The sequence below is a fragment of the Telluribacter humicola genome (genome assembly GCF_017355935.1).
Taxonomy (GTDB): domain Bacteria; phylum Bacteroidota; class Bacteroidia; order Cytophagales; family Spirosomataceae; genus Telluribacter; species Telluribacter humicola.
Map to the genome: position 1 here is coordinate 845,536 of NZ_JAFIQT010000002.1, position 19,290 is coordinate 864,825.

The 19,290-nt window shown below is 45.4% G+C and carries 26 protein-coding genes; 3 read left to right on the forward strand and 23 right to left on the reverse strand.

What is annotated here, in order from left to right; translation table 11 throughout:
* Positions 1-459, forward strand: coding sequence for a D-Ala-D-Ala carboxypeptidase family metallohydrolase (locus JUB14_RS14630; RefSeq protein ID WP_207507038.1), 459 nt, complete (start codon positions 1-3; stop codon positions 457-459).
* 472 nt (positions 460-931) lie between these two features.
* Here JUB14_RS14630 and JUB14_RS14635 read toward each other — a convergent pair whose 3' ends face one another.
* Both JUB14_RS14635 and JUB14_RS14640 read right to left on the reverse strand, forming a co-directional pair.
* Complete coding sequence (locus JUB14_RS14635; RefSeq protein WP_207507039.1) at positions 932-1,297, reverse strand: hypothetical protein; 366 nt, start codon at positions 1,295-1,297, stop codon at positions 932-934.
* A 22-nt stretch (positions 1,298-1,319) separates the two neighbouring features.
* Positions 1,320-1,595 (reverse strand): hypothetical protein, encoded by a 276-nt coding sequence (locus JUB14_RS14640; protein WP_207507040.1) that lies wholly within the window; start codon positions 1,593-1,595, stop codon positions 1,320-1,322.
* A 144-nt stretch (positions 1,596-1,739) separates the two neighbouring features.
* On the opposite strand from JUB14_RS14640, the gene JUB14_RS14645 reads away from it, so the two are divergent.
* Positions 1,740-2,600: a hypothetical protein gene (locus JUB14_RS14645; protein WP_207507041.1), complete on the forward strand. Its 861-nt coding sequence runs from the start codon at positions 1,740-1,742 to the stop codon at positions 2,598-2,600.
* 85 nt (positions 2,601-2,685) lie between these two features.
* On the opposite strand, the gene JUB14_RS14650 is transcribed toward JUB14_RS14645, so the two are convergent.
* The 20 genes from JUB14_RS14650 to JUB14_RS14745 all read right to left on the reverse strand — a co-directional run bounded on the left by JUB14_RS14650 (position 2,686) and on the right by JUB14_RS14745 (position 15,955).
* Positions 2,686-3,057 (reverse strand): hypothetical protein, encoded by a 372-nt coding sequence (locus JUB14_RS14650; RefSeq protein WP_207507042.1) that lies wholly within the window; start codon positions 3,055-3,057, stop codon positions 2,686-2,688.
* Positions 3,058-3,095: 38 nt separating this feature from the next.
* A complete protein-coding gene (locus tag JUB14_RS14655; RefSeq protein WP_207507043.1) occupies positions 3,096-3,290 on the reverse strand; it encodes a hypothetical protein in 195 nt (64 codons plus the stop codon).
* A gap of 132 nt (positions 3,291-3,422) precedes the next feature.
* Positions 3,423-3,821 (reverse strand): hypothetical protein, encoded by a 399-nt coding sequence (locus JUB14_RS14660; RefSeq protein WP_207507044.1) that lies wholly within the window; start codon positions 3,819-3,821, stop codon positions 3,423-3,425.
* A 234-nt stretch (positions 3,822-4,055) separates the two neighbouring features.
* Complete coding sequence (locus tag JUB14_RS14665; protein ID WP_207507045.1) at positions 4,056-4,880, reverse strand: DUF5131 family protein; 825 nt, start codon at positions 4,878-4,880, stop codon at positions 4,056-4,058.
* Positions 4,864-5,304, reverse strand: a complete 441-nt coding sequence (locus JUB14_RS14670; RefSeq protein ID WP_207507046.1) for a hypothetical protein — start codon at positions 5,302-5,304, stop codon at positions 4,864-4,866. The genes JUB14_RS14665 and JUB14_RS14670 overlap by 17 nt, the downstream gene beginning before the upstream one ends.
* Positions 5,305-5,552: 248 nt before the next feature.
* Complete coding sequence (locus JUB14_RS14675) at positions 5,553-6,101, reverse strand: hypothetical protein (RefSeq protein WP_207507047.1); 549 nt, start codon at positions 6,099-6,101, stop codon at positions 5,553-5,555.
* Positions 6,098-6,700, reverse strand: coding sequence for a hypothetical protein (locus JUB14_RS14680; protein WP_207507048.1), 603 nt, complete (start codon positions 6,698-6,700; stop codon positions 6,098-6,100). Before JUB14_RS14680 ends, JUB14_RS14675 begins: the two co-directional genes overlap by 4 nt.
* Before the next feature lie 213 nt (positions 6,701-6,913).
* Complete coding sequence (locus JUB14_RS14685) at positions 6,914-7,459, reverse strand: hypothetical protein (RefSeq protein WP_207507049.1); 546 nt, start codon at positions 7,457-7,459, stop codon at positions 6,914-6,916.
* Complete coding sequence (locus JUB14_RS14690; protein WP_207507050.1) at positions 7,456-7,596, reverse strand: hypothetical protein; 141 nt, start codon at positions 7,594-7,596, stop codon at positions 7,456-7,458. The genes JUB14_RS14685 and JUB14_RS14690 overlap by 4 nt, the downstream gene beginning before the upstream one ends.
* A 35-nt stretch (positions 7,597-7,631) precedes the next feature.
* Entirely contained in the window at positions 7,632-8,309 is a 678-nt protein-coding gene (locus JUB14_RS14695) for an ASCH domain-containing protein (RefSeq protein ID WP_207507051.1), read from the reverse strand.
* Positions 8,309-8,599 (reverse strand): thioredoxin domain-containing protein, encoded by a 291-nt coding sequence (locus JUB14_RS14700; RefSeq protein ID WP_207507052.1) that lies wholly within the window; start codon positions 8,597-8,599, stop codon positions 8,309-8,311. The genes JUB14_RS14695 and JUB14_RS14700 overlap by 1 nt, the downstream gene beginning before the upstream one ends.
* A gap of 62 nt (positions 8,600-8,661) precedes the next feature.
* Positions 8,662-9,369, reverse strand: a complete 708-nt coding sequence (locus tag JUB14_RS14705) for a hypothetical protein (protein WP_207507053.1) — start codon at positions 9,367-9,369, stop codon at positions 8,662-8,664.
* Between the two features lie 63 nt (positions 9,370-9,432).
* On the reverse strand, positions 9,433-9,858 hold the full coding sequence (locus JUB14_RS14710) for a hypothetical protein (RefSeq protein ID WP_207507054.1): 426 nt from the start codon (positions 9,856-9,858) through the stop codon (positions 9,433-9,435).
* A gap of 117 nt (positions 9,859-9,975) precedes the next feature.
* Entirely contained in the window at positions 9,976-10,275 is a 300-nt protein-coding gene (locus JUB14_RS14715; protein WP_207507055.1) for a hypothetical protein, read from the reverse strand.
* 22 nt (positions 10,276-10,297) lie between these two features.
* Positions 10,298-10,639: a LytTR family transcriptional regulator DNA-binding domain-containing protein gene (locus JUB14_RS14720; protein ID WP_207507056.1), complete on the reverse strand. Its 342-nt coding sequence runs from the start codon at positions 10,637-10,639 to the stop codon at positions 10,298-10,300.
* Between the two features lie 8 nt (positions 10,640-10,647).
* A complete protein-coding gene (locus tag JUB14_RS14725; protein ID WP_207507057.1) occupies positions 10,648-12,687 on the reverse strand; it encodes a DNA cytosine methyltransferase in 2,040 nt (679 codons plus the stop codon).
* Position 12,688: 1 nt separating this feature from the next.
* The gene (locus JUB14_RS14730) at positions 12,689-12,889 is read right to left on the reverse strand and encodes a PilZ domain-containing protein (protein WP_207507058.1); all 201 of its coding nucleotides are present in this window, start codon (positions 12,887-12,889) and stop codon (positions 12,689-12,691) included.
* Positions 12,889-13,368, reverse strand: a complete 480-nt coding sequence (locus JUB14_RS14735; protein ID WP_207507059.1) for a hypothetical protein — start codon at positions 13,366-13,368, stop codon at positions 12,889-12,891. Before JUB14_RS14735 ends, JUB14_RS14730 begins: the two co-directional genes overlap by 1 nt.
* Before the next feature lie 8 nt (positions 13,369-13,376).
* Positions 13,377-14,087 carry a hypothetical protein gene (locus JUB14_RS14740; RefSeq protein WP_207507060.1) on the reverse strand — a complete coding sequence of 237 codons (711 nt, stop codon included), beginning with the start codon at positions 14,085-14,087 and terminating at the stop codon, positions 13,377-13,379.
* A gap of 797 nt (positions 14,088-14,884) precedes the next feature.
* Entirely contained in the window at positions 14,885-15,955 is a 1,071-nt protein-coding gene (locus JUB14_RS14745) for a hypothetical protein (protein WP_207507061.1), read from the reverse strand.
* 531 nt (positions 15,956-16,486) lie between these two features.
* On the opposite strand from JUB14_RS14745, the gene JUB14_RS14750 reads away from it, so the two are divergent.
* Positions 16,487-17,947: a toll/interleukin-1 receptor domain-containing protein gene (locus JUB14_RS14750; protein ID WP_207507062.1), complete on the forward strand. Its 1,461-nt coding sequence runs from the start codon at positions 16,487-16,489 to the stop codon at positions 17,945-17,947.
* Positions 17,948-18,007: 60 nt separating this feature from the next.
* Here JUB14_RS14750 and JUB14_RS14755 read toward each other — a convergent pair whose 3' ends face one another.
* Complete coding sequence (locus JUB14_RS14755; protein ID WP_207507063.1) at positions 18,008-19,207, reverse strand: AbiH family protein; 1,200 nt, start codon at positions 19,205-19,207, stop codon at positions 18,008-18,010.
* Positions 19,208-19,290: the final 83 nt, after the last annotated feature.

Consider the following 19,290-nt stretch of genomic DNA (forward strand, 5'->3'; position numbering starts at 1 on the left):
ATGAATCTAACCACCCACTTCCGTCTGTCTGAATTCCTGTTTAGCCAGGAGGCGACCCGCAAGGGCATTGCCGAGCAGTTTGAGCCATCGCCCCAGATCGTACAGAATCTGAACGCCCTCTGTGTAAATATCCTGGAACCGCTGCGTATAAACCTAAACGTTCCTATACGAATTACGTCAGGTTACCGCTGCGCCCGATTGAACCGGGCCATTGGCGGAGCCGCAAAGAGCCAGCATCTGGTAGGGGAGGCGGCGGATATCGAAGCTGATGGCGTAACGAATAAAGAGGTACTGGACCGGATCATCGCCTTGCAACTGCCGTACGATCAGCTAATCAGTGAATTCCCCGATGAGCAGGGAAATCCCAAATGGGTTCATGTGAGCTTTTCAGCCAGAAACCGCCGTCAGGTACTGGTAGCTTACCGGGATGCAGGTAAGGTGCGCTACCGACCAATATAAAATGTGAAGTATGTTCGATTGAGTAGTTGTAAAGGAGGGAGCCGCTTGGTTCCCTCCTTTTTGTATTAGCCTTCTATTATACAGAATGTAAGAATAGGGTACTTATGACTAAACTCTTTTACTTTGGCAATCGCTTCACTCTCTGTGAGACATTCACCATTTGAATTGATGTTTAAGAAGCCACCTCTAAGAAAATCTACACTGGAAATCGCAGTGGGTTTTACTTGTTGAGGAGGCCAAATTCCAACCTGGAAACATGTTGTCATGGAGCATGGGGTTTATTTACACCACTAAATTACCCATTCCAAAAAGTCTTGTCAAGGCCACAGCACTGGCGGTAAGGCGCTTTTTGCTATAAATGTGGGCTTTTGCTATATAATAGAAAAAGCCTCATCTAAGGGTAGAAAACGAGGGTAAAGTGGGGTGATTTTCCAGAAAATAATTTTTGATTTTTTTTTCTGCATCTGCTCGGTTACCCCTCTAGTACATCGAACTTATGGATGTCGATGTAGTGGGTGCAGTTAGAGAGCATATCATAATCGTGCACACAACAAACCACACCATCCATAACATGTAAGCTACCCATCATCTTCTCTTTGTAGCTTTGGGTGTCAGGGGTGAAGTTCGCCGCCAATACTAGCCCTTCGGGTAAATTATCTTTGTCGATTTGGATCCATTTTATCCCAGAAGATGGAGCGTGGATTTTGGATTGAATTAATCCTTCCGTAATACACTTAATAATCCACTCCTTTTCAATCCCGTTCATCTGGGAGTAGTTGGCATAGCCCGTTATGTTTGCGTAGATACTCTCAGCTTCTTTCTGTGCTATATCTTTCATGTGTGCAATCTGCGTTTAACCATTAAGACTTTTTTGCAACGCTGTGCCGCTTTGCAAAGGGAATAACCAACTCAATCCAGTGGGGCGGGTAGTTGCCGAACATCCCGCCACACGACATAACGAGACCGTTTTTCTCGGCCCAGGCTTCAACGATAGCGATAGCCTCCTTTCCTCCTTCAAAGTACAACTGGTAGTTCTCGTGCACAAAGTGGTCTTTATCCTCTTTGCGGCATGCTTCGAGCCGGGCCGTTAGCTCCCCAATGGCCTGATTTGCGATGTCTAAAACCTGTTGCTTCATGTCGTATAGTTGTGACTGCAACTATAATACATTTTAAATACAAATGGGTAATTAGTTTATACCAGGAGTGCGTACAAAAAGAACTTAGTTGGAAAACTGCTCTAGTTTTCAGACTTTTCGGGACATAACCCATACCGTAAAAATATGAGTACAGATACCCAAAAGCCATTCAGTGGCAAAACCTGCTTTATAGTTACCCCAATCGGGGCCGATGGTAGTGAAACCCGTAAAAAGGCAGAAGGATTGTTTTTGGCCGTTATACAACCTGTTCTGAACGAACTTGGATTTGAAGCCTATGCGGCGCATCACATCTATCAAAGCGGGTCAATTACCAATCAAGTTATTGAGCGGCTACTTAACAATGATCTGGTTATTGCGAATCTGACCGACCTAAACCCTAATGTAATGTATGAGTTAGCAGTTAGACACGCGGTTCGTCTACCTGTAGTCGTGCTGGCCGAGAACACTACAAAGCTTCCTTTTGATATTCTTACCGAAAGGACTCTGTTCTATGAGAATGATATGTTTGGGGTGGAAGACCTAAAGCCCAGATTAATGAGATCGGTTATTGAGGCAATGGCAGATAAAGAGGTAGACAATCCAATTTACCGGGTAATCCAGACGAAGATCATAAAAGACTCTATAGATCCGGGTGACATTGATTCAATACTTCTAAGTAGGATTGATGATTTAGCCTCACAGGTATCATCCTTATATGCAAGAGGGGTGAATACTGGATCATTTCCAGTAACAGTTAGAGATACCAAATTTATGTCGGCTATAATTGAATATAACCCCGAACACTTTAAGGATCTAAACGCTCTGGAAGGTTATTTAACTTCTCTTTTTGTAGGCTTTACCGGTGTAAGCATCTCCATAATTAATGAAAAATCGGTTAAAGTAGGAATTTCCTTTCAATCAAATGAGGCCAGGGAAATAAGTTATCAAAGACTACGTAGGGACACCATGATTTACGTAGGTACAGTGACCTACGAAGCGCCATAACTATTTACTTTAAGCTACATCCCAATTCCCGAAAAGAATAGCATAGCACCGAAGCAACACCAGGGCGCTATACTAATTTATAGGTTCACCTTGGTACTGTCAGGCTAAGATTACATTTCCGAAGTAGCAAACCACCACTTAGCACGTGATCAAGTGTCGTTTCCTTGGACCGTAGCTTTAGCACTTCTTTCAAAGCCGGCCGGTACCACTCATAGGTAGGCTCCTGATCAGGGCGTATGTCCTGGTAAAAAGTGGAACGGGCATCCTTCCCGCAGGTTTCGCACTTTATGAACATAGGCGTAGTGCCTGCGTCCAGATCCTTTGTCTTAGTGATTTGACCGCAGCTGCACAAATAGCAGTTCACACGGTTGGTTAAATCTACCTTGTAGTAGTCTTTTGTGGCAACGTCCTGCAAGAGCTTATTATACTCTCTTTCTACTTCTCTTTGGCTTTTCATTGAGTATTGTGAGTATACGTGGTAGTAATCTTCGGGGCTTAATTCAGGTGATACAGAAAGGTAGTAATGGGCGGAATCTGGTAATGACGGTTCGGTTCACCCTGACGGGGAACGATGATCATTTCGGTTTCCCGTGGGTGGAGCCGGCGTTGGATCAGCATCGCTTCGAAAGAACGGTCACGTAAACGACAATCAGGGGATAGTAGGGGACGGGCTGTGGGTGTGTTTTCCATCTGAAAGTTAAAATGAGTGACCGACATTGATGCGGTCCGCCGCTGCGGTCGGTCACTGGATTGAAACTTATTGGTTTATAGTACTATCAGTTATCTGAATTGATCGTACGGGTAGTCGCTATGTTTAGGAGGTCAGAAGTCATCATCTTCCTCCCCAGACTGACTGCTTGATGGAGTACTGGTATCCTGAGCAGTTTCAGGCAACAGACTGCGCTTGATGATAACCTGACCTGTTCTTTCGAGATTTTGCCTTATCATCTGGTTGGCATCCCAGGAGGCAATAGGAGCCGCATCAAGATTCTCGGCTTTCCATCGGGCGGTCTGCTCATCACAGAAATCAATGCTGTACACGGCGTTAGAGGTCAGCAGCCTGGTAAAGGAAGGCTGTTTACTTGTTTCGGGTACGGTTACCCGGATAAAAGACTGACCGCCGATCTGGTATTCATCCAGCATGCCGGCTATCTGTTGATGTCCCATCATGGAGACAATGGCCCAGAGGAGTACTGGTGGGGGTGACTGATCTGTGTTCATGGAGATTTATTTATGAGTTAGATAGCTTGTTAACTGAGTGATTTACGGGCGGTAAAGTGTGCAGCCAATCAGAATATAGAAGGCTATTAGGCATAGTAAAGCATGCCATTCAACTTCATCACTATACTCTTTCCGGGGCTTATCAATTTTTGAGGATATGTATTCGCTTAGGGTACACATGACCGGAAACAGGAGCATCCACAGTACAAAAGATAGGTTTTCCATAGAGTTCGGTTAGACGGTTAAACCTTTATCAGGAGTTGATTCTGAAATACTGATTTCAGGGAATTGGCGAACTTTTAGATGATCCAAGTAAGCGGGCCATTCTTCCATGTTACGGCCGTGGCGGTCTTTTAGCTTCAACTCCTTAGCCAAGTGGGTGCCCAGCTGTTTGACAAAGACTGGGATACCTTCAATTTTGCACTCCTCGACGATTTGTTCGATCCATTCGACCTGGCAGGGACGGTAGCGGTAGGCACCCGAGTCGTTGCCAGATTCGCCGCCGACGATCACCCAGTCGATCATATTAAATTCAGGGATATCACCCAGGGCGATCGGGCCATGTAGCGGTTCAAGGGACAGGAAAAGGACTGGGACGCACCACCAGTACGGCGTGAGTTGGTCGATCCGATTCACTCCGGACTCACTACCAATCGAGGTGCCGAGCCAAACGTTATTGAGGAAATTCTTAGCATTTGGATCAAATACGTTTAAATTCTTGGGCAGACAGTCCTTAATCCGCTCGGGGCGCTTCGTTAGAATCTGGAAAGTATGTTGCGGGCAGCGTTCGATGATATCCCAGGCTTCCTCCCGAAATGGGTCTACCTGTTCGTGAAAGAAGTCAGTCAGGCTGCTGGTGAATATCTTGCTGGGCTCTTTGATTCGGAGGGGTAGCTTGAAAACCGTTTTGGTCTTTACCACCTCCATCGGGTTGTACCGGGTTTTGTTGTAGCTATTCCGGTACATATAGCAATACTTACAGTCGGCATCTACCTTCGTGCAACCCTGGGCAACGTTCCAGGTAGCATCTGTCCATTCGATGTTAGATTCTTTTCCCATGGAGCTCACCTCCTTTCGCTGTATAGCCCATTGCATCATAGCCCAGCGCCCGAATCTTATCTGCAACCTGAAAGCAGTTGACCACAGCCCGACTGTTATCTATGGTGTAATCTACCGAACCGTTGTAGTTGATGGTTACCATATGGTGTTTGGTGGGATTAGCCGACTCTCCTACAAGTACCAGCTCGGTGGGTAGAGCATGGACATTGATCTTGGCTTTTGCGCTCTGCTGGGTGATAAGCAGGAACAGCTCCCTACAGTGCTCTACGTTGTGCTGCAGCTTTTGCAGAGGCTTCATGGGGTATAGGAGGTGGTGCATCTGCCGGGAGGCCATATAGGCATTGTCCGACGTGACGGGTTCAGTAGTATTCAGGCTGCGGATGACCTGAATAATCTCTTCAATGGGAGTTATTTCAGCTTTCATAGTATGTTCGTTTTTTAGGTGTTACCTCTTAGGCTTCTGATAAAAATTTACACTGGGTTTGGTTTCCCCTCTTTTCGCCTTTTTGAGGTCTCCTTTGGTCATAGATGTTACATGATAGAATCCACAGAATTCACAGCAATAGGCCTTTTTGAGGGGCTTATTCTTGAGGCCAATCTTGATCTTTCCCAGGGCGGCCTGGGCTTCTAATTGACTTGGGTAGGGCTTTTTCGTACAGTAGTAAGGCATGGCTAGTAGACTTTTTGCGTCCAGTGAATAATTCGTCCATCCCATTGGCCGGGCTTGGGCAGAAACCATTCTTCGAACTGATCCAGATTCTCAAATCCATCATTGATGGCGATGGGCAGTAGCTCCTCCTCGGTACTGTATGGGGTAGCATTGGCAAAGCCAAATCGTACTTCCATGCGTTTATGAGCCTCCCGGGTCATTAGGACCGGTTGGACACGAATACAGGGCATAATGGCAAACTGCCAGGAAAACTTAGTCCGGTTAAACAGCGTAGCGTGGATGACTTTACCGGCCTGCCATCGTCCGTTCTCATCTCTGCGGAACGTGTGTAGTTTCGGAAGGACATTATCCAGCTTCATATCGGGCCGGTACCTGACTCCCTTATCGGATAGGGGCTTGATCCACTGGCCGTACTGAATCAGATCATCGCTATACTCATCAAAGCGGTTATCATAGTACGTAGGCTTGGAAGAGGGCAGTGAGGCCATGATCTTCTCTACGAAATGATTGAGCTGGCCGTCCTTATAATTGGTGCTGAATGGGAGGTTCATTGGGCATCACCTCCTTTCTTTTCTATGGCAACAAAGGGACGATTCGTAGCCACAGAGTAAGAGTTCCATATATCAACAGGATACGCGAAGTAGGCTGAATCTTTGTCTTTATTTAGGCCAACCTCGAACCCTCCTCCCAACCGAGCAATCATATACCCGCAATTACTTCCGGTTTCGTCACTTACATCAACCCTTGATTGAGTCAATCCCAGACCTATCTTATTGGACTTGAATCCTTTCTCTGTCTTATACCATATCTTACGAAATGGAATGGTAAGGTAGAGAGTATCCTTTTGCTCTACTTCCTTTCTAAGCTCCTCCTCAAACTCATCCCAGATTGGAGTAAGTTGTGTTACCAAGTACTCAACCGATCCCACTAACCCATTATCTAAGGCGTAGCAAATACCATATAATCCCCGATTCAGAATAAAGGAGCAGATGTCCGGATTACAGCCGTCAAAGTAGCGCTGGAATATCTTGTACTGGGTAGAAACGATCAGCCGCCCTTTGCCTTCGGGCAGCGGCTCGATGTAGATGTTTACCAGGTTGGCTCCATCTTTGAACTTGTAAACCTTTACTTGTTTTACTTCTAAATCCATAAGAGGTAGTGGGGTTAGTCTTAATGAAACATTGTCCCTATGTCCGCCCGTAAAGAGGCGCATTGTAGTCAAGCCAAAGTTTTCCATGGAAGATCTCGGTCAATGCCTTTGCTTCACTGTAAGTAAGCAGTCGGGTAATCCTGCTATCCTGATAGGTTACACGGTAGTAGGGATAGCCAAGGAAATGGGCCTCAAACCACATCACAAACCTTTTCATTCTTCCTCTCCTTTCTCATCAATCAATTCTATTTGATACGGCCGGTATACGCTACCGTCCCGGATGGTGATGGAGTATATCTGCTTATCTACCTCATCCACGGATTTTAGCCGCTGACTTTTCTTTCTAAGCTGATCCTGCAGTACCAATAAAGCCGTGTCCTCTGTACTTGCCATGATTTCAGATTTATAATTAGTACGCTGCTGGCCAGATGCATTAAGGATGCTGTACCGAAATCGAAACAGGTACTCAAGGCTGATAATATCCTCTGCACCTACTGGGATGGTTGGCATCAGGCCCAATTCATAGCACTCTGCTATTTCCTTTTCCAGTAGATGACTGTGTACCTGCCGGTATTGCCTGTTGCTGACCTGTTTGCCTAAACCCATCAGGGAGCGGGCAGTCTGCACAGTTAGGCAATGCTCAATAAATTCAGCATCACGAATACTCAGTAGCTTTTCCTCAGTGGTTGTGGTCCCTTCCAGACAGATCTGACGAAGCAGTACCTGTTCTTCCATCCTACGTAGCTGCGTGTTTCTCATTCTTCCTCTCCTTTCTCCTTGGATGAGCGGTACATCTCGTAGCCGATATAGGCGGCCAATGCGATAATATCCAGCGGGAACAGCAGCTTGAACAGATAAATGAAGCCAACCACTACTGCCAGAATAAAAGCGGCCATAATAAGCTCAGTGAGGTACTCAAATAAGATTCTTACTAGCACAGCGCACCTCCTTTCTGAATGGCTTTAAAGGTTCTGACCCATACCCAATTATTACGTCCCCAACTACCCTCTCCGTAGATTTCCTCCCAGCGGTGACCGAACTCCACGAATTCAATTGATCGTTCTATACTGTCCTTTAACTGTGGCCAATACTTTTTCATGATAGATGATATAAATGGAGCTTCCGCTTTCGCATCCTCGTCTGAAAGTTCCTGTAGTCGTTCTAAGCGGATATCAGTAATCTCCAGTACCAGTCGGCAGGCTTCGCGGGGCATAGTTTCAGCGTTACGCCAGCCTTTTTCTTTTTGCCCATCTGTACATCCGCCTACTGAACTGTTATTAGCCTTATACCAAATACATGGAGTTCCAGATAGTGGTCCAGGGATCCATTCTTGTATCTCCGCACCAGCCCACATAAAATGAAGTGCGAAGTCCTCCTGTACCCAAAGGGTATCACCTACCTTGTAAGGGCAGTTCTTATTGGTAAAGCGAGTGGCCCAATCCGGATGCCCATCCACTTTAACATAGTCAGTGTAATCACCAGCGTAGAGGTTTCCATCTACCTCTACATTCCAGATCGGCTGGGGCTCGACTGGTACCCGATCCTGTGTCTTCTGACCGGCCAGAATTGCGCGAATCTGCTCAGCAGTATATTGTACAGGGTATTCCATTACGACAGACCTCCTTTCTCGGCCAGGTGCATACTACTTAGTTGAGGGGCTATCTCTTCCAGCTCTACCCACTGCTCTATCTCACCGGTACCTTTGCAGGGGGTACAGGTATTGGAGGGGCGGTTGGGGCCATCCCAGGTAAGGCCCAGCTCCTTCATTTTATGGTGCTCCTGTTCCAGCGTTCTGACTCCCACGGTCTTGCTCCACTGCTTAAATTCTTCCCATGCTGGATTATTTGGTTTTCCACTGCCCTGGCAAGCCGGACAGGTTTGCTTGATATGTACTTTCATGGTGGGGGAATAGATTGGGATAGAGGGAAAGACCTCCGGAGGAAGTGCCCGGAGGTGTAGAATCAGCACTCAATAATGGCAATGTCCGGTGCTAATTCGCGTATCTCCTTCAATACCTGATCTATCTGTGAATCACGCATCTGCTCAATGATGTCATTGGCCTGGGGGGAAATGAGCGTACAGCAGAAGTCCGAGGCGCGGATATAAACCTCTACCTCTATGGTCTGCCTATCAGTGCCTTTGAATATAGGGAGGTTTAGCTTAAAGGCTTCTGGTAGATTGCTTTCAACGATCTGTTGAGTTTTCTCTGAAATGTTACCCCGATTGTCGTCAGACTTTTCTACTTCCTTACTAACCTTTGCCTTGAAATTCCGTAGATCCGATACCAGTTTACTGGCCACTTCAAAGTTCTCAAAGAATGAGCGGTTCATCTTGAAGAAGTCAGCCATCTCAAAGTGTGACTTATACTTTCCGCTATTAATGCCAAATTCCAGGAATTTTGGGTGATATTCCAACATACCTGTGATCACATCCTGATAATGATCACGCTCTTCAATGAACATCACGATAATCATCAGGTGGCGGTCTACCTTTATGTGACAGTGATGCTGGTTGATCAGGCCGATACGCTTTTGCAGCCACACCAGCGGAGTGTCCAATACACCCTTGAGGACTACCGACTGTGGCTCTTTTAATTCAAGGGCTTTGCCTTCGCGGATGGTAAGGGTATCACCCTCTACCTTAATATCAAAATGGTATTCTGGTTTCATGAATGGCTTTATTTCAGATGGATGAGTTTATGGATGGTCTGGGTAAAATGGGAGAGGGCCGGATTAGTCGTCGGTACCGGTACGGGTGACTGAGAATATGGTTGTCTGCATCTCACCCGGGCGGGCTTGTCTGGATTTGACAAGTACCCCTTTGGCGTTGTAGAAACCTACCATCCGCTCCTTTTCATTTACAAACATGAAGGTGTCCTCTTTGACCTCTACGGACTGCAAACGGATGTTGCTGAGTAGTTCCTTACGACGCGCTTTAACAGGTTCGAGTTGTAGCTTAAACTCCTCCATCGCTTCCTTTTTGGCCTCCTGGATGTTTTCCATCTCAATGTCCAGCTCAGAGAGTTCATCCTTGAAACCGCTGATTTCTTCGGATTCAAAGGTCTTCATGTAGGTAGTGGGCTCTACGCGGTCGCAATTATCGCGCAGGTACTTCGAGCGCTCCTCCTCGGGCACGTCGGCAAACAGTTGTTTTTCCATGGGGTATGTTGGTAATAGTGTAAGGGGATGTTTATTTAATTGGCTATCAAAGTTAATGTTAAAATTAAATAAAACTATAATTATGATAATTTATTGGGCAAAAAAATAATCGTAGCGCTACTTCTTTTTGTCGTAGACTTCCCATTTAAATCCAACGCGCGAAAAGCCCACGGTTTCCGCGCTCACTGATTCATCAATTGTCTGCAATCCTAACATGCCTCTGTAAAGCAGATGGGTGCTAACATGGAAGCCTTCTAGCTGTTTGGGGGAGTCGAAGGAGAACCAAATTTTACCATCCGGCGTGGTGCCGGCGAAGTAGGGGCCAAATTGCTTTTTGAATTGTTCAGTCAGATGCCTTCTTACCTTACTGGCTACGTCGGGGAATTCAAGGTAGAAGGGATAATGGGAATTTTTCATGTTATTAATCGAAATGGAAATTTTACTGCCTTTGTAATTGATATTTAATTGCCTTCCATTGTGGATGCGAAACAGACAGTTCCGTACCGTCACTCAGTTGTACTTTCTTCGTGTCTTCACAGATTCGCTTCACCTCCCACCGATTGATAATGTAGCTGCGCTGGATGCGAACAAAGTGATCAGGCAGGTATTGCCCGTAGAACACCATTGTATAAGTAGACTGCCATTCTTTACCACCCTTGAGTATAAAGTAGGAGCAGTTGGATCCTCCACGGATAAAAAGGACATCCGAGAGAGCAAAGGGGAGTACGTGTCCTTTTCGATGCTTGCGGTTGGTATGGGGATAGATGGTTGTGTGTACCATTGAATTTCTTAGGCTACTAGTTTTTTTACGAAAGAATTTAGCTGCTGACTAAGGGTACGACACCAGGCCTCCACCACATCAGAGTGGACAGCGTTGCCGATAAACTTTTTCTGATCCGTCTGTGTACCCTTTAGAATGTAGTTGGAGGGAAAGCCCTGAATAAGCTTAAGTTCTGGAATTTTAAGCATCCGCATCTTGATATCAATAATTCCGTAAGCCGCCATGAATACCTTGATGCGCTGCATGGCCGGACTGTCCTCAGGGTAGATCAGAATGGCGGCTTCACCGGTTTCGGTTTGTACCAGGTAGTGGTGCTTCCTGTTGGCCGTAATAACCTGGCAAGGTTCGTCCAATGTTCGGCCTATATTATTGAACTGGGTACTCATCAGGTAGTGGTGAGTACCTGTTAGTAAAGTGGGGGCTGGTTCTTCCAATGACTTACCCTTGTTTTCATGCTGATTCTGAAGAATCCACTGGGGGGCTACCAGGTACTGACAATTTTCAGTACGTACCACGTTGCAAGGTTCATCCAATGACTTGTTCCGACACTCAGGACTACCAGAATAGTAGTTCATGATCCAAGGCTCGCAGGTGACCAGAGAGTTCTGTTTCCCTGATGTTAGGATGGTTGGTGAGGGCTCCTCAATAGATCTCCCTGACTCATCGAACTGATACCTCAACAGCCATTGATTGCAGGTAACCAGATTCATTTTTGGGGTACCTGTAATAGATCCTGAAGGATGATCAGTAGAAGCTGGCTTAGAGTTACCGTACTGTTGATCGAGGAAGACAACACAGATCCGATCTTTGGTAGTAATGGTACCGGCCGGCACATCCGAATCCTGAAGGTTATGTCCATTCCCGTAGTATTTGTACATAAACTCTGCACGTACAAAAGAGGGTAAACGTTGACAACCCAGCGTAGGAGCCGGATCATTTATATCTACACCCGGGCTTACCTTCATAGAGGACGGATTGGTAGAGTTGTACTTGGTGAGAAACACAGCTGCCTTGTTATCAGTAGTGGTGATGGTTCGGGCAGGTTGCTCTTCTGAGGTTACCTTGGCTGAGGGTAAACCTCCGTTGCTTTGGACTAGAAAAGTAGCGCTAACTAATCCCTGATTCGCAGCAGTGGTTATGGTACCAGCCGGAACGTTCAAAGATGTGTTTTTGCCTTCGGGTCGTCCTGAAAAGAATTTGGTAATGAAACTATCGTCGCCATTCGCCACAAACTTTACTAACCCGGCATAGATCCTTTCCAGTGTTTTCTCTACAAGAGGTTTCTTCCGGCCGAAAATACTTTCTCCCTCATCGGAAAAATCAAGGCAGTCCCGAACGGGCTTCCACTTCTGTAAAGAGCCGAAAAGGCTGTCCTTTTGGGGATTCTTGGCATGCGTGGGTTTGGGCCAGGCAATGGGTAGATCTGATTTGGCAAATATGCCGAATAGCCTGTTGCGGGAGGTATAGCCGCCGAAGTCTGCGGCATTGAGTTCCCGCCAGTCGTCGCGGTATCCGTATTCACAAATATGCTCCCGCCAGTGTAGCCAGTCCCTGCCATTTTTCCGGGAAACTGGCTTTCCATTCTCATCCAACGGCCCCCAACTCATGAACTCTACTACGTTCTCAATTTGAATATAATCAGGCTGTAGGTCCTCCACGTAGCGGTAGAGGTGTTCGGCTAAGGTACGACTATCGGCATCCCTGGGCTGGCCTCCTTTGGCCTTAGAAAAGTTTGTACACTCAAGGCTGGCCCAGAGCACGATCCTGATGTGTGGGTACTGCTTACGGATGGCCTGTACCAGATGCACCAGGCTGCTGAGGTTAAGGACACGAATGTCCTCAACAAAGTGCATGGCATTGGGATGATTGGCACTGTGAGAAGCAATGGCCATGGGATCATGATTGACGCAGGCCACTACCCGGGCGCAGTCAGTACGGTTAACTCCGGTCGAGGTACCGCCAGCTCCACAAAAAAGATCTATGTAGGCAAGTTGAACCCGAGGGTCATTTAGTTGTCTGAGAATGTGTGTAAATGTTGTGTTTTTCATTTCAAAGAGGGGATAAATGTTTGCGGTGTACTTTTTGATTTTTCTGATTGGGAGTATCGATGTAACAGTAGGGGGGATCAACCCTGACGACGGTACCGGGTATGGTGATAGGGTCGCCACTGTGGGAGGGCTCGTACCGGATCTCTACCGACTGGCCTTCCCGAATGGGCTGCTCCGTACTGGGTTGGGCATAGGGGAACATTACCGGTAGCGCATGACGATCCAAACTGCATCCCTGACATCATCATTCATTCTTTTGATGCCACTTTCAGTATCCACGTGCCGGCGTCCGATGGGTGTCCACTTCCCTTTTACCTTCAGTACCTTCTTTACCAGCGGTGCGATCTCGACCACCTGAAAGCCTGCCTTTTTGAGCTGGCCGCTTAGGAACTTACCCATGGCGTGGTTTTCCCCGACATTCTTGGCAATGGTATGTGCATCCGTACCGAAGCCTCCCCGGAAGTTGGCCTTCGAGTGGACCCAGCCCGCTTCCAGAAAGATCACCAGCTCACTCCGCTTGTAATTCTGGTGGAGAAAGCCCAGTACTTCATCGTTGGAAATGGACTGGTGACAGAGCCATTTTTTAAGAATCCGGTCCCAGATGGCAACTCCGGGCATATGCAGATCGGGATCAATGGCGCCCACAAACCGGGCATCGGGAAAGTGAATGGTATGCTGCATGGGTCAGATTAGATTCCGGCGTATTCTTTCTCTACTTCCAGACGGGCGTACATCAGTAGGGTATCTCCATCCCAATTGTCGATCTGGGTGCGACTGAAGGTATTTTTCAGGACCTCCATTTCGGATGAGTTATTAAGCCGGGCTACCAGCATCAGGCTATCGAACTTTTTGATATCCAGTATCCCGAGCAGACCAACAAACTCTTTTTGCTGGTACATGGCTTCCAGTTCTTCGTACTGAGGTTTCAGGCGGCCCAGCTCCTTTTCATCCTGTGCCTGCTGTTTGGCCCAGGCGGTGGGGTTATGCTGTTTGAGGATCTGCGATAGCATACCTTCCCGGCCGTTGACGCTACCTTCCAGAACCTCTACCCGTAGTTTCAGCGCGTCCAGCTTCTGACGTACCTCTTCCAGCCAGGAGGCAATGAGTTTCTCGGCCTTCAGTTGTTTCTCTTCGAAACCGTAGTGCTGCAGGTAGCGGGCCCGGCCGATCTGACATTCGCGTTCGTCGAATACCAGCAGGGTACCCCGTTCATCGCGCAGATATCCTTCCCCTTCGGGATTACGTACCCAGTAGCCGGCAGAGCATTTGAGCAGGTGGATGGGTTCATCGCCTTGCCGTAGCTGGATGGGGCTGTACCCTTTGTACATATTCACGCGGTTGACCATTTCAAGAGTCAGACCTTCGGCTAGTTCCTGTTTGGTGAGTTTGGTGATTTTCATGGATGATTGAGTAGTATGGCAATAGTGATTACTGACGGCGTGATTGAGCAGTAGGGGGGAATTCAATGACGTTGAACATCTCCTTCATGCGATCCAGCAGGCGTTCGTCATAAAAATTGATGTCCATTAACTGTTTCAAAGTAAGGTTGCTGGTGATATGGGTACTGATATAGGGCAGAGACCGGTGACGCTCCATCAGAATATCATCCATGACGTTGCGCTCATTGCCGTAGGTTATAGCTTGACTTTCTGAGCCGAAGTCATCGAAGAAGCGGCCCATCCAGGTATGCCCCCAGTGTGAGTAGGCATCCAGATTGGCTGGGTTGTCGGAGTACTTACTCAGGGTAGACATAGCCTGATCTTTCTTCAGGAACTCATTGACGATATTCTGGCAGACTGAAATCGAGTAGGGGAGCTTCGGGTTGAAGCTGCACATCTCCATAAGTAGCGTTTTTCCGCATCCTCTCTTACCGACGAGCATGATCCCCTTACGGTGGGAGTACTTCTTACCCGAAGAGTCGGTTTGTTCCTCAAACCGCGGGTCATCGGTAAAGTACATACAGAGCAGGTTGATTACATCCCGATTGTCGTCATCTACCGAGAAGGTCCGGTCCTGCCCACGATCAGCAAACCGGGCATTGGCGCGCTTGACAATCAGGTCCAGAAACTCGTGTGGGGTAATAGTAGGGTAGGTCACATCTCCCTTGATGATCTTGTTGTAAGCGGAATTATAGAGACTCTGACCCTTATCAAAACGGGCTTTTTCAATGACCTGACGGGTTTCTTCCTCGGTCAGTTCAGGAAGTACCCTCTCGCTGGAGGTCCACCGTGCAACGACTTCCTGTTCCTCCGTAGTCAGAATGGGCGATGGACGTAGGGCGTAGAGTACTGCCTCTTCTTGGTGCTGTGTGATTACTGTTTCCATTGCGGTGTTTATTTTTTTGTAGATATGAGATGCGTATGCGTAGCCAGTTCATGAAATGGGGCTTGATGTCATTGGGCTGAGGGACGTAATCAAGGCCTTTCTTTTCCTGGATAAAGTCGGCCATGATCTGGAAGTACAGGACGTCTGTCAGCTCGTACCCTTCCCGATTGGCCCACATAAAGGCCGCATCTTTGAGCTTGACACTTTTCTGCATTTCCTGGTGGTAGTAGTCCAGATCCCGGACGGGGGTAGGGGTGTAAGGGACGGCACCCTCCCGATTTTTTTTGACAAAATCCGGAACTTCACTCTCAGAGGAGGAGGTGGAATTTTCGTTTAAAATGTTTTCCTCCTCCAGAGTTTTAATAGTTTTATTTAATATATCTATAGAGGGATCTTTTGCTTCGTCAGGTGCTTCGTCAATTTTTGACAGAGCAACGGGGTTTGCTTCGTCAGGTGCTTTATCAATATTTGACGAAGCGGAGAAGGTTGCTTGGTCAGATGCTTTGTCATTTTTTGACAGAGCGGGCAGAATGGTTGCTTCATCAGGAGCTTTGTCAGGTGCTTCCTCAATTTTTGATGAAGCGCAGTCAGCTTTGTCAAGTGCTTTGTCATTTTTTGATGAAGCAAACTTGGGCGTATAGTTCTGTTCGTTCTCCGCCAGGGTAATGATCCAACCCACGTACTGATTTCGTCCCCGCTGCAGGATCGAGATAAAGCCCCAGCCTTCCAGATCCTCGAGACACTTCTTATACGTGTTCCAGGAACCGATGTGCAGGGTATTCATACCGGTTGTCACATCGTGGCGTAGGCGATCCGGCCAGCCTTTACCATTAAACTCTTCCGAGATAAACCAGAGCAGGTGACCGTGATTGCCCAATATGGGCTCTTCGGGATGTTCTAACGAGAACTTAAACCACCTCTTCTGAATTGAATAGCCATTCATACCATACTATGTTCAAGATTTGCAGATAGAGTTAGATCTGACCGCTGGTGCGGTCAGGGGAGTTGATGTAAACTTATCATAATTAGATAATTATTTAATCAATGGCATAAAGAAACCCCGTAGTGGTAGGAGCAGCTACGGGGCAAGAAACTTGCAATAAGTTTCTACTATGCAAGGCGATACGGGCTCCTACCTCCGCGTCGCTTTGCAGTACAAATTGATAGTCCAAATATATAAAAATGAATTATCAAAATTAATACTATATCTAAAATATTTTTTACTTTCCTTTTATTCTGCTCAGTATCAGGGGCAAAGTGCTAACTGAAGTGGTTCTCAAATCAGATCCTGATAGATAATATGAGTATATTGCATCATCCCACACCAAGCCAGTTGTAGTAGCTATACCAGCCAATTGCTAACCTCATTTTCATTGCCCTGATTAGGGCAGGGGTAAGAAGTGTATGGTACAAACCGCTGGATCTGGCTTGGATACGGGAGGATAATCAAATAATAACTATACATACTGTTTTAATGGAGGTAGCAACAAAAGAAGGATTACTATACAGAAGGGTCTTTATTTCTTACAGCTGGTCCAGTCCCGATCATGAAACCTGGGTTCTAGACCTTTCTGAAAGATTAAGGTCTGATGGAGTAGATGTAATCCTTGACAAATGGGATTTGAAGGAAGGTAATGATAAGTATCACTTCATGGAATCTAATGTGGAGTCAGAGAAGACCGATAAGGTATTAATGATCCTGGATAAAAAATACGCAGAGAAGGCGGATCAACGAAGTGGAGGCGTTGGTACAGAAACTATGATTATAAGTCCAAATATTTATAATAATACAAAGCAGAATAAATTTATACCTATCATAGTCGAGTGTGATGAAAATGAGATGGCTTACCTCCCTACATTCCTTAAAGGCAGTGTATATATAGACTTTAGTACCAATGAAAAGTATCAAATAAATTACGAAAAATTACTGAGAAGCATTTATAATAGACCTGCCCATGTAAAACCTAAGTTAGGTACACCTCCTGCATATTTATTTGAAGAGGCATCTTCTACGTTTAAAACTTCATTTATCATCAGGGGATTCGATAGCCAGGTAAGTAAGAACCCTCAAAGGGTAAACCCCATTGTTAAAGAATTCCTAAATGAGTTCTTTACAGCTCTTCAAGAGTACTCAATACACAGTAAAGTGTCAGAAAATGTAACTTATGAAAAGCTCCTGTTTGATTCTATTAATCAATACTTGCCCTTACGAGATGACTTCATTACGTTCTTTGATAAGCTACTAAGGGATGAGTATAAATTCGATATTGATATTCTATTAAAGTTTCTCGAAAAAATAACGATACTGTTCTATCCCTCAGCAGAAAGGAATGGCTATCTTACCTTTGAATTTGACAATTTTAGATTTATAGCTCATGAGTTATTCTTGTACCTGGTGGCCATAGGCATAAAGAATGAGAAATATGTACTAGTGGAAGAGCTGTTGTACAATAGGTACTATTTCGCGAATGGATCAACATCAAAAAGAACCGCAGAATCATATTGTGAACTTAACTTTGAGAGCAAAGCAATTGAGAGGTATTATAAGATGATTTACTCAAAGAATTATTATAGCGCTACTGCTGAAATCATTTTAAAACGGATTCCAGATGGGTTTACAAAAGATCTTCTCATTGAGTCAGACTTGCTTTGCCACTATATAGCTGATTTAAACGAGTTAGAATGGTTTCCGTTTACCTATACCTTCAAGACGAGTGGATTCTTTGAGTTGTTCCATAGAATGACTTCAAGGCGCCATTTCGATAAGGTCAAAGTACTGTTTCAGGTAAAGACGCCTGAGGAGATGAGAGGAATTTTAACAGGGTTAAAGCAGGAGAGATTTGGCAAAAAAGGAGTAGGCTTTACCACTACTGCCAGGGATGTAATTCCGTTGTACACAATAATTGACGTAAACAATATTGCAACATCAAAATAAATTGGGTAGTGGGGTCAGCTCAAATTTTAGGAGAAAATCAGAGATGCTACGGAAGTATAGTTATGCCCAGCCCCGTATTGTATTGGTTTGATCGACTACACGGGAACGCATCAGCTTTTTGTCTTTGAAACAACGGTAAATATTCGTGTATATAGACATATCACTCTTATTGTGAAGATAAGGCTGAATAGAGATGCAGTTCTCGTGCTCAAACAATGTATTTAAAAGCGTCCTATCAGTGTTGGAACATGAATGTCCATAAATGATGATATCGAATTCATCCGCATCTAAGAAATCAATGACTTCGCGATAGTAGGGACTGCGAGTATATAGGACGGATTTTATGTGCCTTAAAAATTCATCATTTAATGTTTCAAGAAGGGCCTGATTTTCATCTAGCTCGTCACCATATCCAAATATAAGAGAGTTTGGGACACCATCATTTAAGTCGCCATGGATGTACCTTAATGAGGTAGTAATTCTGTTTCTACTATTATAATCTAAGTTACAATTGTCAATAGCGGGAAAATTACTATCCTTAAATAGGTAATTTTGAATTGTAGAAGTATAGTTAAAGCTTAGAAATAGCACATGTTCTAACTTTTCGGCTTCGCCATTTTTATCTATCAATGAAATTTTACCATATTTTGAAATAGAATTGCTATTAGTTCTCCACTCTCTCATCGGTTGTGTTAACAATCGTGGGAGTATTTCCTGATCCAATGATTTGGGAATGGTAATATGTTCCTTTAAATAAATATATAGTAGCTCTATAATCTCTCCAAGATCTTTATTCAGCATCTCGACAGTATAACCCTTAAAGTTAAGCCCGTTCTTAGTTGGGGTTCTGCCCAGCATAATGTTAGTTAGAACCTCCTTGTAGTCGTTTTCAAAGCCACCCCATGTTACAATATTTGAGCTATTAAATACGTAGCCAAGTAACCTATTTTTGTAAGATACCTGCGCCTTAACTGTAAGGTTGTTGTTGTATTTTATCAACGCGTTATTCAAAAGCTCGTCCCAAGAATTAATTGGTTTAGGAGGATCAAATACCGCCTTTAGGGGTATAGTTTCATTAATTTGAACTCCCTCCCCAGGTGTAAAATAGAATAGTTTGTGTTCGACTACTATTTGTTGTTCACTACCAGTGTTTACGAAATCAATAAACTCGGCCTTTAAATACTTAATAAAGTCTCGGTAGCCAGTAGCAAGGTTATGGGCCATATCAAAGCCGTTTCCTAATATTACTATTCTGTTCATGGTGGTTTTGGGAGGCTAGTTAAAATATTTAGGGAGTTCGACCGACTAATTATGCCTAGTCGCATTTGTGCACAATATACAGT

What these genes read in the sequence shown, in the direction of transcription:
- JUB14_RS14750 (WP_207507062.1), top strand. Translation starts at nt 16,487, where the DNA reads ATGGAGGTAGCAACAAAAGAAGGATTACTATACAGAAGGGTCTTTATT.
- JUB14_RS14640 (WP_207507040.1), bottom strand. Translation starts at nt 1,595, where the DNA reads ATGAAGCAACAGGTTTTAGACATCGCAAATCAGGCCATTGGGGAGCTA.
- JUB14_RS14695 (WP_207507051.1), bottom strand. Translation starts at nt 8,309, where the DNA reads ATGGAATACCCTGTACAATATACTGCTGAGCAGATTCGCGCAATTCTG.
- JUB14_RS14665 (WP_207507045.1), bottom strand. Translation starts at nt 4,880, where the DNA reads ATGGGAAAAGAATCTAACATCGAATGGACAGATGCTACCTGGAACGTT.
- JUB14_RS14675 (WP_207507047.1), bottom strand. Translation starts at nt 6,101, where the DNA reads ATGAACCTCCCATTCAGCACCAATTATAAGGACGGCCAGCTCAATCAT.
- JUB14_RS14650 (WP_207507042.1), bottom strand. Translation starts at nt 3,057, where the DNA reads ATGAAAAGCCAAAGAGAAGTAGAAAGAGAGTATAATAAGCTCTTGCAG.
- JUB14_RS14670 (WP_207507046.1), bottom strand. Translation starts at nt 5,304, where the DNA reads ATGAAAGCTGAAATAACTCCCATTGAAGAGATTATTCAGGTCATCCGC.
- JUB14_RS14735 (WP_207507059.1), bottom strand. Translation starts at nt 13,368, where the DNA reads ATGCAGCATACCATTCACTTTCCCGATGCCCGGTTTGTGGGCGCCATT.
- JUB14_RS14645 (WP_207507041.1), top strand. Translation starts at nt 1,740, where the DNA reads ATGAGTACAGATACCCAAAAGCCATTCAGTGGCAAAACCTGCTTTATA.
- JUB14_RS14700 (WP_207507052.1), bottom strand. Translation starts at nt 8,599, where the DNA reads ATGAAAGTACATATCAAGCAAACCTGTCCGGCTTGCCAGGGCAGTGGA.
- JUB14_RS14755 (WP_207507063.1), bottom strand. Translation starts at nt 19,207, where the DNA reads ATGAACAGAATAGTAATATTAGGAAACGGCTTTGATATGGCCCATAAC.
- JUB14_RS14730 (WP_207507058.1), bottom strand. Translation starts at nt 12,889, where the DNA reads ATGTTCCCCTATGCCCAACCCAGTACGGAGCAGCCCATTCGGGAAGGC.
- JUB14_RS14710 (WP_207507054.1), bottom strand. Translation starts at nt 9,858, where the DNA reads ATGGAAAAACAACTGTTTGCCGACGTGCCCGAGGAGGAGCGCTCGAAG.
- JUB14_RS14740 (WP_207507060.1), bottom strand. Translation starts at nt 14,087, where the DNA reads ATGAAAATCACCAAACTCACCAAACAGGAACTAGCCGAAGGTCTGACT.
- JUB14_RS14635 (WP_207507039.1), bottom strand. Translation starts at nt 1,297, where the DNA reads ATGAAAGATATAGCACAGAAAGAAGCTGAGAGTATCTACGCAAACATA.
- JUB14_RS14745 (WP_207507061.1), bottom strand. Translation starts at nt 15,955, where the DNA reads ATGAATGGCTATTCAATTCAGAAGAGGTGGTTTAAGTTCTCGTTAGAA.
- JUB14_RS14660 (WP_207507044.1), bottom strand. Translation starts at nt 3,821, where the DNA reads ATGAACACAGATCAGTCACCCCCACCAGTACTCCTCTGGGCCATTGTC.
- JUB14_RS14685 (WP_207507049.1), bottom strand. Translation starts at nt 7,459, where the DNA reads ATGAGAAACACGCAGCTACGTAGGATGGAAGAACAGGTACTGCTTCGT.
- JUB14_RS14715 (WP_207507055.1), bottom strand. Translation starts at nt 10,275, where the DNA reads ATGAAAAATTCCCATTATCCCTTCTACCTTGAATTCCCCGACGTAGCC.
- JUB14_RS14680 (WP_207507048.1), bottom strand. Translation starts at nt 6,700, where the DNA reads ATGGATTTAGAAGTAAAACAAGTAAAGGTTTACAAGTTCAAAGATGGA.
- JUB14_RS14630 (WP_207507038.1), top strand. Translation starts at nt 1, where the DNA reads ATGAATCTAACCACCCACTTCCGTCTGTCTGAATTCCTGTTTAGCCAG.
- JUB14_RS14720 (WP_207507056.1), bottom strand. Translation starts at nt 10,639, where the DNA reads ATGGTACACACAACCATCTATCCCCATACCAACCGCAAGCATCGAAAA.
- JUB14_RS14725 (WP_207507057.1), bottom strand. Translation starts at nt 12,687, where the DNA reads ATGAAAAACACAACATTTACACACATTCTCAGACAACTAAATGACCCT.
- JUB14_RS14690 (WP_207507050.1), bottom strand. Translation starts at nt 7,596, where the DNA reads ATGGCCGCTTTTATTCTGGCAGTAGTGGTTGGCTTCATTTATCTGTTC.
- JUB14_RS14705 (WP_207507053.1), bottom strand. Translation starts at nt 9,369, where the DNA reads ATGAAACCAGAATACCATTTTGATATTAAGGTAGAGGGTGATACCCTT.
- JUB14_RS14655 (WP_207507043.1), bottom strand. Translation starts at nt 3,290, where the DNA reads ATGGAAAACACACCCACAGCCCGTCCCCTACTATCCCCTGATTGTCGT.